This is a genomic window from Salmonella sp. 32070601201500089SM, from assembly GCF_017573605.1.
GTDB lineage: Bacteria > Pseudomonadota > Gammaproteobacteria > Enterobacterales > Enterobacteriaceae > Salmonella > Salmonella enterica.
The window spans coordinates 15,060-30,258 of record NZ_JAGETK010000017.1; the positions used below are offsets into that span (position 1 = coordinate 15,060).

Consider the following 15,199-nt stretch of genomic DNA (forward strand, 5'->3'; position numbering starts at 1 on the left):
TGCTATAAAGCGCCAGCCGCAGGCGTTACAGGGTGCAATGTTTCTTTTAAACTCCAGTACTGTATTTCCTTTAAACTACTTAATTACTTCCATTTAAAAAGAAAACCTGTTCAATGCCTGTCCTGTGGACAGACTGATATGCACCTCCCACGCTGACGCGCGGGCCCCGAACCTCACCGTTCTGAAACCACAGCAAAAAGACATCAGGAATAAAAACACCACACAAACGCAGCACCGTGCCTACCCCTCATAACTGAAAAGCGAGGCCGCCCCCGCCCAAAGGGCGGGAACAACATCGCTTTTAATTATGAATGTTGTAACTAAGCAGCATCATCGCTGTCAGTCTTCTGGCTGGACGTACTGAATACACGCTCGTAAGCGGCCCTCTCGGCCCGCTAACGCGGAGATACGCCCCGACTTCGGGTAAACCCTCGTCGGGACCACTCCGACCGCGCACAGAAGCTCTGTCATGGCTGAAAACGGGTATGGCTTAGCAGGGCTGGGGATGGGTAAGGTGAAATCTATCAATCAGTACCGGCTGACGCCGGGCTTCGGCGGTTTTGTTTCTGTGCCATATGTAACAACGGAGTGCCGCCTTACATGCGCTGACGCGCATTATTTGCCTTGTTTCGTCTGAAAGTAATCACTATGATTAAATATGATTAACAGCTAATCGGATATGCAAATGAAAAACAATACCGCACAGGCAACAAAAGTAATTACCGCGCATGTGCCATTACCTATGGCTGATAAAGTCGACCAGATGGCCGCCAGACTGGAACGCTCCCGGGGCTGGATTATCAAACAGGCGCTTTCTGCATGGCTTGCTCAGGAGGAGGAGCGTAATCGCCTGACGCTGGAAGCCCTGGACGATGTGACATCCGGACAGGTTATCGACCATCAGGCTGTACAGGCCTGGGCGGACAGCCTCAGTACTGACAATCCGTTACCGGTGCCACGCTGATGGAACTGAAGTGGACCAGTAAGGCGCTTTCTGATTTGGCGCGGTTATATGATTTTCTGGTGCTGGCCAGTAAACCTGCGGCCGCCAGAACGGTGCAATCCCTGACACAGGCACCGGTCATTCTGTTAACTCATCCACGTATGGGAGAACAGTTGTTTCAGTTTGAACCCAGGGAGGTCAGACGGATTTTTGCTGGCGAGTACGAAATCCGTTACGAACTTAATGGCCAGACTATTTATGTATTGCGCCTGTGGCACACACGAGAAAACAGGTAGATTGTGTGTGGGGACAACTTAACACTGATGAATCCCCTAATGATTTTTATCAAAATCATTAGGGGATTCATCAGAACTTAACATAGCCTGCAGATATTAATTCTGGAACATTATTATCAGGCCAGATATTTTTCATTCCATTAAATAATCTTGTAGGAGATAAAATGAATTACGATGAAATAACGAAAATTACCGCTGAACGTATTAGCGACTACATGACCGAAGCAGTTAATACAGACTCTATAGCCGTTGCGGAAATGTTTCATAACGCTGCCTGGGGAGTGCGAACATTGTGGTTTGAACTCGTCACAAAAATAGATATAGATATACATAAAAAGAACAGGTATGCGAGTTATGATCTTAGAAGGAAAATCGAAATGCAGCATGAAGAGTTTCAGAAAATGACAGAGCGCGAGCAAGTGCCTTTATTGAAATCGCCAGAATAATAGAAACAGTACAAGTACATTGCTGTATTGTGTTTTCCTTGAATATTGAATCGCGGTGCCCATGTACTACGATTCCTTTCGTGTTGTTTATCATTGCACACTTTCCCTGACTGAGCGTAAACACTGACTACTTTCCCCTCAAACTCCTGGACGGCGAATGCAAAATTAGTCTGTTCCAGCATAGAATATGTTACTTTTTCATGACCGAACCCGAAATTTTGCGCGTCAATAAGAGACGTTGTGTAAACTCAGTCCTTTTATCTGGCAGGTTAACCCCTATCAATCTTAGGATGAAACCACGCCATCCTCTGTTTGCCTGGTTATTAATTTCATAAAGACGATTGTTTTCCTCTCGTAGTTTTGTCCACTCTAAACAAAGTGTTATATCATCCAGTTCTGTGATGTGTTTCACTTTTCCATTGACAGTTACAGTGTTTATTCCATTTCCTGTGATCATCATCTTATGCCTTTTTTATCTTCATTTGGGACCGTGCTTTTCTTCGGAGTATCACTATTCGTTAACTGCTGTTTATCAATAAAATTCCTGATGTTATCAAGTGCTTCCTTTTTTTGTCCACCTGTTATCAGGAGTGTTTATTGCCCAGAAATATTCTCCTGCTGTGCCTGCATCCTGAGCCACTTTTGTTCTAATGTCGCCAGTCTGCGACCGGCACTCTGTGCTTCAGAGTCTGAGACCTGCCCTTTGGGGTGACCATCCAGGCCATAACGTGGGACGCCGGCGACAGCTGTCCGCTGCAGATATACGCGGCGGGATGTGATGCAGGACACTGCACAGAGCCATTCGTCCATGGTCAGTTCTGTCTCCGGGTGTTCTGCCAGAAATGCCGAAATATCATTGTTTATGCCAATTTTCAGGGGAATAAATCCACCACCTTCAGCACGAAGATGAGGAAACAGGGCCTTTATTTTTTCCACGCACTCGTGAGTATACTCACGGGTCCAGTGGGAGGGACGTGGAAAACGGTGTCTTTTCTTTTTCTTCTTCCTGGCTGGCGCTTCGGGGATATGTGTTTCGACGGCAGATGAATTTATTCCGGCGGGGGCTGATTCTGCCGTCTGTTCAGTAAATACAGGTGCGATAATATCTGTTTTTTCGGATAAGGACGGTGGCGAAAAAGTACGACGTTTTTTCACCACAATGACCGGAGTTTTCCTTTCTTCCTGATATTTTCCCATAAATACCTCGGCTATGTTGTTCTACTTCCTTATAATATCATAGTTCAAAATTTAATAAACTTTCTGTTATGTAATATCCCTTGATAATTTACGAAGATGACTCTGTACCCTGCTATGTGAATCAGGAACGTTTATAGCAGGATACAACGGATTGTTACTTACACAGTAAGATTTACTAAGGTTTGTTTTCTTCTTTTCTTATATTTATCTGGTAATCCTTATCAACAATGCCTGCTCTACTGTTTGCATTAATCATTGCTGGTCTGATCCATATTAGTTTGTTATTTTTCCTGCGAATATGTCCTCTGCGTAAGTGCATCCTTTTCGTCCCACCGGATTTTCCTGTTCCAGTATGATTACTTTGCACCTTAGTTTCAGACAGTTGCAATACTTTATAAGTATATGAAGGGCGCTTGTTTTTTTCAGGTGGCTGAACTTTACGACCATTTATGAATTTTCTTTCTGGTTTAGTGCTAAGTGTGACAGGACACACATTTTCGCAATTTAACACGCTACATGCCTGTATGAAAGCCTGTAGTTCATCGCGAGTATCCATAATAATTTGCGCATATAATCTTTCAATACTTCCCACCTGCTTTATCAAATCATCTTTAAATTCCATGCTTGTTATAAAAGGCTCTGCTTTGAAGTGTGCTGCATTATATTTGGCTACTCCATTCTCTTTTAATGTGTCGATTACAAGCCTGGATGCAGGCAATGTCCTGTCAGGTTCGTATTTAGTGAGTTTGTTGTTATATGGGAAAAACATTCCACCGACACCAAGAATCCATATTTTTAAATCATCAGACCATGAAACAGGAAGGATAAACACTCCGCCATCAATATAAGTGTTAAGGATTGAATTACATCCCGGGATGGGTTCAAAACTCTGTCTGGCCTCCCAGCACAGGGCAATTCTTCTGGATGATGGTGATATATTAAAATCACCTATTTGGGTTTCTACATTGTCTTTGAACCATGGTATTTCAAATGTTACAACTGGATATGGTAATCGTGCCAAATCGAAATGTGTCTGGCGGTATTCTTCTGGTTCAATAATATCGCAGCAGTTCGGTAAGATGAACTTAACACTACTGTCCAGCATATCAATGACCTGACGCATAATATATGATGTAAGAGGTGCATTTGACCTTAATCCTTTTTCCATGACAGACAGGTCTTTTATGGCTTCCTTAGTGTAATTTAGTGGAGTAATTGTATCTTTCATTACGTTTTCTCTGGATATCTGATTACTATACAGGTACGGCTACTTACGTAGCTCTGCCACCAGAAATACTCAGCCAGTAGGTTCCTGGCTACGGCAGAAGATGTGTGGATTTAGCTCGTACACAGGAGGCTGTTACAGGTATCCACGATACCTGAACTGACGATTATTCTTGGAAATAATCAGCCATCCGCGCCGCTTTACTCAGGCCCCCTTTACGGGACGCTACTTTCATTTATCTGTACGCGAACCTCTATTCCTGCGTCATGACAGGCCTGCAGCCACTGCGCCACTTCCAGCGGATCGCCCTCCAGGCGTACCACCCTGCCTTCTTTATTCCATAACTGCAGACAGGTGCTGCCGTCGAGACGCACCACAAAATCCCCACGGCAGGCCTGATACGTTATGCCGTTCAGCTCCACCGCCAGATCAGTGGCAGAAGTGCCGTCTGCGGGCAGACCTGCTGCCGGGACCAGCGGCAGTACGACGACTTCTGCCGCACGCTGTTCTGCCCGGAGGCGGTCCTGTTCTGCCAGCAGCAGAGGCTGTGCCACGGCCCGGCCGGCGTCCGTCAGCTCCACTGCCAGCTGCAGGTTCGGAGCGCGCAGGGTACGCAGCCAGCCGGCATCCTCCAGACGACGGCAGGAGGCGCGCAGGTTTGGCCCGTAGACCGGGGCTTCCCCGCTTCGCTCCAGCACCCGTTCTATGTCCCGCGTCAGCACGGGTCCCGGCCGTTTTTCATCAAGGGCAGCCAGCACAATCAGCACTCTCCGCTGCAGTGGCGACGGTCGGCGGCTCTGAGTCATTAACTGTCACCCTCCGACCAGATGAGTTTTTTGAGGCGCTGATAATCGGTATCGATGCGTTCCCGGGCCTGTGCGTGATTGTTCTGTGGCGCACCATGAATGGCCAGTTCATACCACAACCACAGCAGAGCTGAGGCCCTCAGTTCATTGAGGCACCTGGCGCTCTGGCTGTCCAGCCCACATTCACGGATATTTTTTTCCGCTATTCGGGTCAACTGCTCATAGCTGAGTGAAAACACCCTTTCTTCATCCATCCTGCACGCTCCATCTGATAATGTTCTGACAGGTAAAAATCATATCCTGCATGATTTGTGTGCTCCTGATTTCTGATAATATCAGATATGGTTTTTTCATCAATGATGAAAATCATATCTGATATGATTTTGTGTGTGTTTTTTATTATCATATTATTTGCGTCTTTTCTGCCGCGCAGATCCGGTTTCCGGCGAATTCGGAAATATAAGTCAGGTTACGTCTGGTACACTTCCTGAGTAGAGTATTATCTCGGAGAAAGCCTTTTATGAATGTGGAAGAGTCAGAGCAGCGCTGGGTTTGTGCTTGTTGTATTGGCGAAGAATTTTTACGCCACAAGGTCGAGAAAGAAGGACGTATACAAACCTGTGATTACTGCGATGAGATTCACACCTGTTTTTCCCTGGAGGAGGTATGCGACCTGACAGAAAAGGCTATTGAAGCTCATTTTTACCGGACTGACACTGAACCGAACGATATGGAGTATGCCAGTCTTCGTCATATTGACGGTTATGAGTGGTTCCGTGAGGGGGAGAATGTAGTGCAGCTCATTGAAGATTTGCTCCAGTCTCGTCGTGCACTCGCAGACGATATTCAGCAGCTGCTCGAATACAGACATTCAGATTTTGATTCCGATGTGATGGGACTTGAGACCGAGTTTGCCCGCGAGTCCTGTTACGCAGAACGCAAACAGATCAGTACCGGCCGTCTCGATTCCATGTGGATAAATTTTGTTACCTCCCTGAAAACAGAATCACGCTTCATCAATAATGCCGTGAGCTCCACCCTGGACGGTATATTCCAGGGGGTAGAGACAATGCGCGCCCGTGGAAAAGAACCTGTGATCATTGACGCTGGACCAGGTACAGCTATCCCGTCACTGTACCGTGCCCGGTGGTGCCGGAATCATCATGAGCTGGAGCAAATACTTGTGACGCCGGACAAAGAATTAGGTCCGCCGCCGCATCAGTTCAGCGGCTCTAACCGTATGAGTGCAAAGGGCATTTCGGTATTCTATGGTGCCAGTTCAGTCGATACGGCTATATCTGAGATACGTCCACCAGTAGGCTGCAAAGTGGTGTGCGCGAAGTTCAGTCTTATCCGGTCGCTCCGTCTCCTGAACCTGCCGGCGCTTGAAAGTGTTCTGGAGAGCGGAAGTCTGCTTGATCCGGACTACATAAAAAGACGTGAGCAGGCCGCATTCCTGTCCACATTTACCAGCCGGATTGTCGAGCCGGTTCTGCCTGGCGAAGAAGATTTCAGCTATATACCAACTCAGGTCATCGCTGAATACCTGGCAGATCCTCTCCGCTTTAATCTTGACGGTATCCTGTATCCGTCCGTGCAGTTGCCGGGGGCGGATCAGGAGGAACGGTACAACGTTGTGTTGTTCCATAAAGCCTCCCGTGTCGCCTTTATGACGCTACCGGCAAAGGATGACTGCATGATCAGATATGGCCATCAGTATGCCGAAGACGAATGGGAGACTGATATCTGTGTGACAGAGGTTATCTCTGCTCAGGAAGACCCTCCTCCAGCCAGGCATGATCTGTCTGACCTTTCACTTCCCGACGACCCACGGGAGCCTGCTCTGGAGATAGATCTCGATTCTGTCAGCGTTCACGGTATACGGGCAGCCCGGTTTGAATACTCCACTGATGCCGTCAGGCGGAGCACATACCACTATACTCCGCGGACTTCAGAACCAGCCGGTACTATAACTCAGTTATGGGACACCGCCTCTGGTCATGACGATTTTCCGTTCTGATGCAGAATCAAGCCGCTCTCATTTTCAGATCATGTGGAACTGACGGCTCTTCACCATCTGTTCGAGTCCGTTAAGATCGAACTGATGGTTACTGCGGATATTCTGGTACACCTCAAGCATGACGGCGTACTTATCTGTCAGATCCTTGTCATTACGCAGACCGTAATCGCCGATGCGGTGATCACCTTGTCCGTTATCAATCCAGTTAAGCAGCGACCACATGTCAATCTGCAGCGCATAGTCTTCTGTGTCAGGATACCCCTTGAAAGTTAACTGCAGTCCGTTGTCTTCTACATAGCCCTGAATGCGGGCCAGCGCGTCGCGGGTCTTCTGGTCATTCCAATCGTTCACTGTTTTCTCGGCCGAGGCAAGTACCATCCTGATATTCGAGAACATGTCACGAAGCGCTATCACGCTGTCCAGGGTATTACAGATCACCGGACTGGGCTGCGGATTCATCAGGGATACAATCATGTCCTGGCCCAGGTTAGGGTTAATGGCTTGCAGGTGCACGGCATCGAGCTCAAAGAACCATGTCATGCGTTGCAGATAAACCTGACGCACCAGAGCTTCTGCTGTGACAGTACTGGCGACACGATTGTTATAGCCATAAGTGGGGTTGATAGGCTGGACAGAACGTCCGTCTTTACCGCACTCCATACGCAGCAACTGGCAGAGCTGGAAAAAGATGTTCAGGCGCGCTGACAGGGGAAACATCTCCGCTTCCTGGCTGGCCGGAGTAAATTTCCCGCGAACACCCTGCGCTATAAACGAACGCAGAACATCCGAGCGGGACGGCTTATACTGACCGTCAATGTTGTTAATGAAATTATCCAGCTCATCAAGTTGCTGCTGAGGAAGACGGAGTTCAATACGTTGGTCTTTCATGTCCACGGGGGCCTCACTTGGTTTCGTTTATCTGGTTTTATTACATTCGTGTACGTTCACAAACTGTAAATGTACGGGTTAAACCCGTACGCGTCCAGTAAGAATGCGGTTTTATTTTGTCTGTTTCCACTGAGATCCGAAAACTCATTGTTACGGATCTTCCTCCCCCTCCGCACAGCGCCACACCCTGTAAGCACAACATGTAGTGCTGAATTCAGCTGCTCTTGACACTATATGTTGTGTCATCTCCCTGACCTGTGATGCGCCGCGCAGGGGCGGAAAACAGCGATATGATTATTTCCTCAGCGTGGTACACTTCCGGAAAGTTGTGATATTCAGGAAAGTCGGATCTGACGAAAACGGCTCTCCGGTAATTTAACGGCGTGGTTATGTGGCTGCTTATTATCAGCCTTGAAATGATGACGTCATGGGAAAATCATCCGTGTGACAGAAGCAGGGTTGTGCTGCGCGTCATCATTACTCTGCGTGACTATTGAACCGGATACTATTTTTGAGGCGAGGTATGGGTAAACCAACATTTAGATCATTTTACGATGTGGTCCGGGAGCTTGAGGATGTATATGGCCATAAAGAGCTATGGCTGTATTCAGGAGCGGCATACGCAACGCCAACAGAAATGATTAACGCCAGACATAACTGGAAATCGCCAAAAATCCTGAAACGTAACGGAAGAATGGTTGCAGAACGAATGGATAACTCGGACTCATGGCAACTGGTTGGTGACTACAAAAAACCGCTGTTCCAACATTGTGCTCCGCCCTGGCAATCCTGTCAGATAGATGACTATTTTAAAGGCTATTACATTATCGCCCCCTGAAGGTCAGAGGAGTAATTGATGGCGGGATTACATCATTGATGGCGAGGTTTAAATGGGAAGTATGAAAGAACTGCTGTTTGAAATGCAGGAGGAACGGCGTGACGAATGGATTGCGGAAAATTATCCGGATGCTGAGGAAGGAACTCCTGAATGGGATGCGGCAGCGCAGGAATACAGCTGGTTTCAGGACTGGATGGAAGAGGCGGCTGAGCAGCAATATTTTGAGGCTTCGCTTGCCAGTATTCCTGACCGCCTGCAGGATGCAAAGGCTGAACTGGATGAGTTAGAGAGCCTGATGCAGTTCAACCAACCCAGGATCGTAGAGCGGATGGCTTACGTTCATTGCGTGAGTGTACTGGACAGCTTTCTGATGTACAGCGCAAGAGCACTTCTTAGTCATCCCCCGCATTTACAGAAGTTCCTGCACGAGGCTGATTCGTTGGTTCCTAATAAGGAAGACAGAAGAAAATTACTTGCTTCCAAATGGGTCGAGCAGGAGCCGGATAAAGACACTCCTGAGAAGGTTTATACCTGGCGAGCTCAGTCTCTTGTAGCGAAGAAGACATTTCAGAGCCACAAAGTGATAGGTTGGTATTTTTCAAGGATGCTGACAACGCCACATGAGTGGCCATTGGAGGAGATTAAGGGTGTAATCAAGATCCGAAACGCACTGGTACACCGTAATGGAGTTACCGAATCTCTTGAACCCGTGTATATCAGTTCGGGGAGTGTGCAGAATGCTATCTGCACGGTACGAGCATTTATTACCGTGGCGGCTGAAACCCTTCTGCAGGAAGATGCACTATACAGGACGGATGATGGCATATTCTGAAATTACCGCAGCGACACCATCCATAAGCGTCTTCACTGAGGGATATGTCGATGACTTCGCTTCCCGCTAACTGTATACCAGTAAGCAACACATCATTACCTGTCGCCATAGACTACCCAGCAGCGCTGGCACTTCGCCAGATGGCTCTCGTTCAGGATGAACTCCCGAAATACCTGCTGGCGCCGGAAGTCAGCGCCCTGCTCCACTACGTGCCGGATCTTCACCGCAAGATGCTGCTGGCGACGCTCTGGAACACGGGCGCGCGAATTAACGAAGCGCTGGCGCTGACAAGGGGGGATTTTTCGCTTGCGCCTCCGTATCCGTTTGTGCAGCTTGCGACCCTGAAACAACGGACGGAAAAAGCCGCCAGGACGGCAGGAAGAATGCCCGCCGGTCAGCAGACTCACCGGCTGGTTCCGCTCTCCGACGCCTGGTTCGTCAGCCAGCTGCAGACGATGGTGGCCACACTGAAAATCCCCATGGAACGGCGTAATAAACGAACAGGCAGGACAGAGAAAGCGCGGATCTGGGAAGTGACGGACAGAACGGTCAGGACCTGGATTGGGCAGGCGGTTGCCGCCGCTGCCGCTGACGGTGTGACGTTCTCTGTCCCGGTCACGCCACATACGTTCCGCCATTCCTATGCGATGCACATGCTGTATGCCGGTATACCGCTGAAGGTCCTGCAGAGCCTGATGGGGCATAAGTCCATCAGCTCAACAGAGGTCTACACGAAGGTGTTTGCGCTGGATGTGGCTGCACGGCACCGGGTGCAGTTTTCGATGCCTGAGTCCGATGCTGTCACAATGCTGAAAAACAGACACGCATAAGTCACAAATCATAATTATGAATTGTGATTTATTCTATAAAAGAAGAGACCACTGCAATATGTGATCTCTTGTATGCAAGGGTGCTTAAACAGTGTGAATTCACAAGTGTGATTTCATAAGTAATAACTTCTTGATTATTACGTTAGTGTTTTTAAGTATTGCTCAAGGGCTACTCTGACGATGGCACTTACATTTTTTGGATCTTTACCATTGCGTTTATTCCTCAATGCCAGATCTTCTATTGTGACAAGCATGCTTTCACCAAGAGAGATTGTCGTCCGACATTGTTTTTCTGGTTCGGGTTTTTCCGGCGCGCCGTATGGTTTATCCGCAAGGCGCTGAGCCAGAGCCTCTGCTTGTTCTACCGTAACTGCAGCTCTGTTTAATGCTTGCTGGCTGGGTTTCTTCACCATGGGCCAAATACCTCATTCATTAAATGTTCAATTTCTGCTCTGGCTGCTGTATTGTTCGTTTCTACTACACCGGTGCCGTTGCTCATGCAATCGCGATAGACTTTTCTGAAACAAATAACTGAATCCAGGACTTGAATTGTTGGGAATTCTTCAAGATATTCAAGGAATTCTTTTCTCTCATTTCCCCTCAAAACCGGATTGGTTGTTGCCATACTTTGTAAACAATAAACCTTAAGTTCCGGGTTAAGGTTACGCATTGCGTCTATCTGTTGTTCTAGTTCTGTAAGAGTATCCAGATCTGGTTGAGAACACTGTAGTGGCGCAATTATTTGATGTGCGACAACTCCACTCGTTATGAATTCCTTTGAGTTTCTTCCTGCGACATCCACTATTACATCATCGAACTTTTCATTCAGAGCCTGTAGTGTTTGTGTCAGGTTATCAAATTTCTCAACAAGGGTTATTGCTGGTAACAGTCCTGCAGCTTCTCGTTCTGCATGATGTTTTGCGGCTGTTCGTTGTAGATCTCCGTTTAACAGGCAGACTTCCCTTCCTTTATTTGCGAGAGCAATAGCCAGGTTTGATGCAATGGTAGTTTTCCCTGAACCACCTTTGTTCCCACCAACTACAGTAATCATTGCAACCTCATAAATGTGATGTGTGAAGTATGATGATATTTTGACACGGTAACCTGATGTGTCAACATGTATTCATATTTGTGAAGTATGAAATATGAAGTATGTCATATGATGTAATAAATATTACTTGTGTTTTGTGATTTCATAACTATGATAGTGCTCAAATTGAGTATTACCTTGCAACCAGAAACAGTGATTTACTCAGATTGAGTATTTAAGGGGCTATAGATGAACGTATACTGCGATGATGGTTCAACAACAATCAAGTTGGCATGGAATGACAATGGGAAAATCTGTAAGTCGTTGTCGCAAAACTCATTTCGTTATGGATGGAAGGTTGACGGGTTAGGGATTCGCCAGACATTTAACTATGAACTGGATGGTAAAAAATACACGTATGATGAAGTTAGCAACCAATCTATTCTTACGACTCATATTGAGTATCAATATACGGATGTTAACCTGTTAGCTGTGCATCACGCTTTACTGAATAGTGGATTAGCGCCTCAGCCTGTATCATTGACTGTGACTTTGCCTATCAGTGAGTTCTACACGAAAGAGTGTCAAAAAAATGAACTCAACATTCAGCGTAAAATTGAGAATTTAATGAGGCCGATTCGTCTTAATAAAGGCGATGTTTTCACCATTGAACACGTTGATGTGATGCCTGAATCATTGCCAGCTGTGTTTTCTCGTCTGGTCATGGATAAAGTTGGTCAGTTCGAAAAATCGCTGGTAGTTGATATTGGCGGCACTACGCTTGATGTTGGTGTTATCGTTGGTCAATTTGACTCTGTAAGTGCCATTCATGGTAATTCTGGCATTGGTGTGTCTTCAGTTACGAAAGCTGCAATGAGTGCATTGCGCATGGCATCCAGTGATACCAGTTTCCTCGTTGCAGATGAATTGATTAAACGTCGTAATGACCCGGACTTTGTTCGGCAGGTTATAAATGACGAAACAAAAACTGATCTGGTCCTTAATACCATTGAGGGGGCTATTGCCAGTCTGGGGGAGCAAGTAGTCAATGAGCTCGGTGATTTTCATCATGTGAATCGTGTTTATGTTGTCGGTGGTGGGGCCCCGTTGATCTATGATTCGATAAAAACGGCATGGCACCATCTTGGGCAAAAAGTAGTGATGATGGAGTCGCCACAGACAGCACTGGTTGAAGCTATCGCGGCTTTCAAAGAGGAGTAATATTGTGGACGATGAACGGAAAAGGAAAAAATTCACACTTTATCTGCATCCGGAAAAAGCTGCAGACTTTCAAACTTTGGAAGCGATAGAGTCCGTTCCGCGTTCTGAGCGTGGTGAGCTGTTCCGGAATGCATTTATTTCTGGAATGGCGTTACACCAACTTGATCCTCGCCTGCCTGTATTGCTGACTGCCATTTTGAGCGAGGAGTTTTCAGCAGATCAGGTTGTAACCTTACTCAGTCAGACGACAGGATGGAAGCCTTCTCAGGCCGATATCAGAGCTGTGTTGACTGAACTCGGTGCTTTGCAATCTGCTGAAAAAATGCCTCCTTCTGCTACTGATTCGGTGCAGGAGGCAATGAATGATGTGCGCCTTAAAATGCAAAAATTATTCTGATATATCAGAATGAAGCAATGGGGATCTCAGTCCATTGTGTTGTATACGAAGGCGAGAGCATTTCCCGTTTCATTTGCCATTCAGGGGCGGTTCCTCGCCCCGCAAACCACACTTTCCCTTTTCCAGACTGGTTCAGTTCATCGAGTGTTTTCATTAACTTTTCGCTGTTTTTACGGGGCTGGATCTCATCAAATAATCCCGGCTGCGCTATACCCGATGGTGTGAAATCAGCCAGCATGACTCCTGCCTTCATATAGCGGTACCCTTCACGCCAGACATGGTTTAACGCTCTGCATGCTGCGGCAATAATGTCCCGGCTGTCCTGTGTGGGTAATGGAAGCTTTTCCACAGCGGCATTGCTGTAACAGGGTTCTTTTACTGCAAAGGGGGATGTCCGTACAAATGTCGTCACCTGCCGGCAATACTGACGCTCCCCACGTAGTTTCTCTGCGGCCCGCTCTGCATACTGAACAACAGCCTGGTGCATGGCATCTTTGTCTGTGATTCGTTCACCAAAACTGCGACTACAGACAATCTGCTGTTTTGCCGGTGGTGCTTCTTCCAGGGATATGCAGGACTCGCCGTTGAGTTCGCGTACCGTACGCTCAAGAATGACGCTGAAGTTTTTCCGGATGAATGCCGTGTTAGCCTGCGCCAGCTGCAGTGCTGTGTTAATACCCAGCGCATTCAGCTTTTCCGTCAGTCTGCGTCCTACTCCCCAGACCTCACCAACTGGCTGCAGTCCCAGTAGCTTCAAGATCCGATTACGGTTTTCTGCCGTCAGCGCGACCACACCGGAAAACTGTGGCCATTGCTTTGTTGCCCACTGTGCACTTTTTGCCAGCGTTTTTGTAGGCGCAATGCCCACCCCCATGGTGAGTCCTGTCCAGCTCTTTACCTGTTCCCTGAGCTGATGACCAAAAAACTCCGGAGAGATGCAATGATTTATCCCCCGCAAATCAATAAACATTTCATCAATTGAGTAGGGCTCAACTGCGGGAGAAAGCGACTCCAGAACAGCCATGACCCGTTGGCTCATGCTGTGGTACAGCGCATAATTGCTGGAAAATACATGTATTTTCTTCTCCAGGCGCATCTGTCTCACCTGAAACCAGGGCTGCCCCATTCTGATGCCAAGGGCTTTTGCCTCCGGGCTGCGCGCGATCACACAGCCATCGTTATTGCTGAGTACGATGACCGGTTCGTTGCGAAGGTCCGGGCGGAAAACTTTTTCACATGAGGCGTAGAAACTGTTGATATCAGCCAGTGCAAACATCAGCGTAACTCCCGCGTCCTGTGTATCACGTGAGTGACAACACCAAAAATACAGATGTTTTCCGGATACAGTGTGCGGAACTCCGGGCTGTCTGAAACCGGCTCCAGTGCCGGGCGTGGGCGCAACAGCAGTCGTTTGACGGTGAACTCACCGTCGATCTCAGCGATAACGATGTCCCCGTGTTGTGGTTTTTCGGCCCTGTCCACTACCAGCAGATCACCATTCTGCACGCCAGCCTGGTTCATCGATTCACCGCTGGCGCGCAGAAAGAAGGTGGCTGCAGGTCTGCTGATGCAATAGCTGTTCAGATCCAGTTCCTGCTCAGCATAATCAGTGGCAGGCGAAGGAAAACCAGCCTGGCAACGATCGGCAAACAACGGTCGCACGTAACTGTCATCGCCTGAAGGGTCAGCCGGACGGTGATAAACGGTACTCATGCTGCAGGCAGCCAGCTGTCGTCCTGCCAGATTTCTTCCAGCAGAGACAGGATACGTTCTTTATCCTTGTCGTTGCGGGCTCCTGTGACAGATACAGACGGGGCGCTGCCCTGGTCTATACGCAGCCAGATTTCCGGGTAGTGTGGTTTCAGACGTTGTTCGATTTCATTCTGTAGCGCCTGAAGTGTGCCTGATTTGAGGTTTTTTGTGCTCTGGCGGTCGAAAAGAATTTCAATGCGGATCATGTTCTCATCTCCCTTTTCTTTATGCTGTATGTTTATACAGTATTCTAATAACTGAATCCGCACACAGTCAAATGTCATTGTTGTGACTAAAAAACGCTCAATTCTCTGAGTGTGTGGCTGTATGCCTGCTGTGGGCTGCTGTGTCCAGCTTATCCACAGCATTTTGTGCACGGTTCTGTGGACAAAATACCTGGTTACCCAGGCCGTGCCGGCACGTTAACCGGGCTGCATCCGATGCAAGTGTGTCGCTGTCGCCGGCCTCCTCACCCGGT

The 15,199-nt window shown here is 47.7% G+C and carries 20 protein-coding genes; 9 read left to right on the top strand and 11 right to left on the bottom strand.

Features of this window, described 5'->3' with window-relative positions:
• Nucleotides 1-679: 679 nt before the first annotated feature.
• From J4728_RS20785 to J4728_RS20795, 3 genes are all read left to right on the top strand, one after another.
• Nucleotides 680-964 carry a CopG family ribbon-helix-helix protein gene (locus J4728_RS20785; RefSeq protein ID WP_001178087.1) on the top strand — a complete coding sequence of 95 codons (285 nt, stop codon included), beginning with the start codon at nt 680-682 and terminating at the stop codon, nt 962-964.
• Entirely contained in the window at nt 964-1,239 is a 276-nt protein-coding gene (locus J4728_RS20790; protein ID WP_000421257.1) for a type II toxin-antitoxin system RelE/ParE family toxin, read from the top strand. Before J4728_RS20785 ends, J4728_RS20790 begins: the two co-directional genes overlap by 1 nt.
• A 164-nt stretch (nt 1,240-1,403) precedes the next feature.
• The gene (locus J4728_RS20795; protein WP_001105066.1) at nt 1,404-1,685 is read left to right on the top strand and encodes a hypothetical protein; all 282 of its coding nucleotides are present in this window, start codon (nt 1,404-1,406) and stop codon (nt 1,683-1,685) included.
• 190 nt (nt 1,686-1,875) lie between these two features.
• Here J4728_RS20795 and J4728_RS20800 read toward each other — a convergent pair whose 3' ends face one another.
• From J4728_RS20800 to J4728_RS20820, 5 genes are all read right to left on the bottom strand, one after another.
• The gene (locus tag J4728_RS20800; protein WP_000627831.1) at nt 1,876-2,142 is read right to left on the bottom strand and encodes a hypothetical protein; all 267 of its coding nucleotides are present in this window, start codon (nt 2,140-2,142) and stop codon (nt 1,876-1,878) included.
• Nucleotides 2,143-2,279: 137 nt separating this feature from the next.
• Nucleotides 2,280-2,882 carry a ProQ/FINO family protein gene (locus tag J4728_RS20805; protein WP_000521606.1) on the bottom strand — a complete coding sequence of 201 codons (603 nt, stop codon included), beginning with the start codon at nt 2,880-2,882 and terminating at the stop codon, nt 2,280-2,282.
• A 175-nt stretch (nt 2,883-3,057) separates the two neighbouring features.
• Nucleotides 3,058-4,110, bottom strand: coding sequence for a hypothetical protein (locus J4728_RS20810; RefSeq protein WP_000655519.1), 1,053 nt, complete (start codon nt 4,108-4,110; stop codon nt 3,058-3,060).
• A gap of 212 nt (nt 4,111-4,322) precedes the next feature.
• Nucleotides 4,323-4,913 (bottom strand): hypothetical protein, encoded by a 591-nt coding sequence (locus J4728_RS20815; RefSeq protein WP_001401589.1) that lies wholly within the window; start codon nt 4,911-4,913, stop codon nt 4,323-4,325.
• On the bottom strand, nt 4,913-5,167 hold the full coding sequence (locus tag J4728_RS20820) for a hypothetical protein (protein WP_000343106.1): 255 nt from the start codon (nt 5,165-5,167) through the stop codon (nt 4,913-4,915). The genes J4728_RS20815 and J4728_RS20820 overlap by 1 nt, the downstream gene beginning before the upstream one ends.
• Before the next feature lie 266 nt (nt 5,168-5,433).
• Here J4728_RS20820 and J4728_RS20825 point away from each other — a divergent pair, with 266 nt between their 5' ends.
• Nucleotides 5,434-6,933: an RES family NAD+ phosphorylase gene (locus J4728_RS20825; protein WP_001542563.1), complete on the top strand. Its 1,500-nt coding sequence runs from the start codon at nt 5,434-5,436 to the stop codon at nt 6,931-6,933.
• A gap of 24 nt (nt 6,934-6,957) precedes the next feature.
• Here J4728_RS20825 and J4728_RS20830 read toward each other — a convergent pair whose 3' ends face one another.
• Nucleotides 6,958-7,821: a hypothetical protein gene (locus J4728_RS20830; protein ID WP_000654832.1), complete on the bottom strand. Its 864-nt coding sequence runs from the start codon at nt 7,819-7,821 to the stop codon at nt 6,958-6,960.
• A 523-nt stretch (nt 7,822-8,344) separates the two neighbouring features.
• On the opposite strand from J4728_RS20830, the gene J4728_RS20835 reads away from it, so the two are divergent.
• From J4728_RS20835 to J4728_RS20845, 3 genes are read left to right on the top strand one after another with little or no spacing between them, the layout of a single operon-like run.
• A complete protein-coding gene (locus J4728_RS20835) occupies nt 8,345-8,659 on the top strand; it encodes a hypothetical protein (protein WP_001302628.1) in 315 nt (104 codons plus the stop codon).
• Nucleotides 8,660-8,711: 52 nt separating this feature from the next.
• Nucleotides 8,712-9,491: a hypothetical protein gene (locus J4728_RS20840; protein ID WP_000535297.1), complete on the top strand. Its 780-nt coding sequence runs from the start codon at nt 8,712-8,714 to the stop codon at nt 9,489-9,491.
• Between the two features lie 44 nt (nt 9,492-9,535).
• Complete coding sequence (locus J4728_RS20845) at nt 9,536-10,321, top strand: site-specific integrase (RefSeq protein ID WP_077249540.1); 786 nt, start codon at nt 9,536-9,538, stop codon at nt 10,319-10,321.
• A 137-nt stretch (nt 10,322-10,458) separates the two neighbouring features.
• Here J4728_RS20845 and J4728_RS20850 read toward each other — a convergent pair whose 3' ends face one another.
• Both J4728_RS20850 and J4728_RS20855 read right to left on the bottom strand, forming a co-directional pair.
• Complete coding sequence (locus J4728_RS20850) at nt 10,459-10,734, bottom strand: hypothetical protein (protein ID WP_000239529.1); 276 nt, start codon at nt 10,732-10,734, stop codon at nt 10,459-10,461.
• On the bottom strand, nt 10,728-11,372 hold the full coding sequence (locus J4728_RS20855; RefSeq protein WP_000633913.1) for a division plane positioning ATPase MipZ: 645 nt from the start codon (nt 11,370-11,372) through the stop codon (nt 10,728-10,730). Before J4728_RS20855 ends, J4728_RS20850 begins: the two co-directional genes overlap by 7 nt.
• A 228-nt stretch (nt 11,373-11,600) precedes the next feature.
• Here J4728_RS20855 and parM point away from each other — a divergent pair, with 228 nt between their 5' ends.
• Nucleotides 11,601-12,572 (top strand): plasmid segregation protein ParM domain-containing protein, encoded by a 972-nt coding sequence (gene parM / locus J4728_RS20860; RefSeq protein WP_063269679.1) that lies wholly within the window; start codon nt 11,601-11,603, stop codon nt 12,570-12,572.
• Between the two features lie 4 nt (nt 12,573-12,576).
• Nucleotides 12,577-12,969 carry a plasmid partitioning/stability family protein gene (locus J4728_RS20865; protein WP_000340829.1) on the top strand — a complete coding sequence of 131 codons (393 nt, stop codon included), beginning with the start codon at nt 12,577-12,579 and terminating at the stop codon, nt 12,967-12,969.
• 4 nt (nt 12,970-12,973) lie between these two features.
• Here J4728_RS20865 and J4728_RS20870 read toward each other — a convergent pair whose 3' ends face one another.
• The 3 genes from J4728_RS20870 to J4728_RS20880 are packed head-to-tail and all read right to left on the bottom strand — an operon-like array spanning nt 12,974 to nt 14,927.
• Entirely contained in the window at nt 12,974-14,245 is a 1,272-nt protein-coding gene (locus tag J4728_RS20870; RefSeq protein WP_000457496.1) for a Y-family DNA polymerase, read from the bottom strand.
• Nucleotides 14,245-14,682, bottom strand: coding sequence for a translesion error-prone DNA polymerase V autoproteolytic subunit (umuD, locus tag J4728_RS20875; protein WP_000109071.1), 438 nt, complete (start codon nt 14,680-14,682; stop codon nt 14,245-14,247). Before umuD ends, J4728_RS20870 begins: the two co-directional genes overlap by 1 nt.
• Nucleotides 14,679-14,927 carry a DinI-like family protein gene (locus J4728_RS20880; RefSeq protein ID WP_000618110.1) on the bottom strand — a complete coding sequence of 83 codons (249 nt, stop codon included), beginning with the start codon at nt 14,925-14,927 and terminating at the stop codon, nt 14,679-14,681. Before J4728_RS20880 ends, umuD begins: the two co-directional genes overlap by 4 nt.
• Nucleotides 14,928-15,199 lie beyond the last annotated feature (272 nt).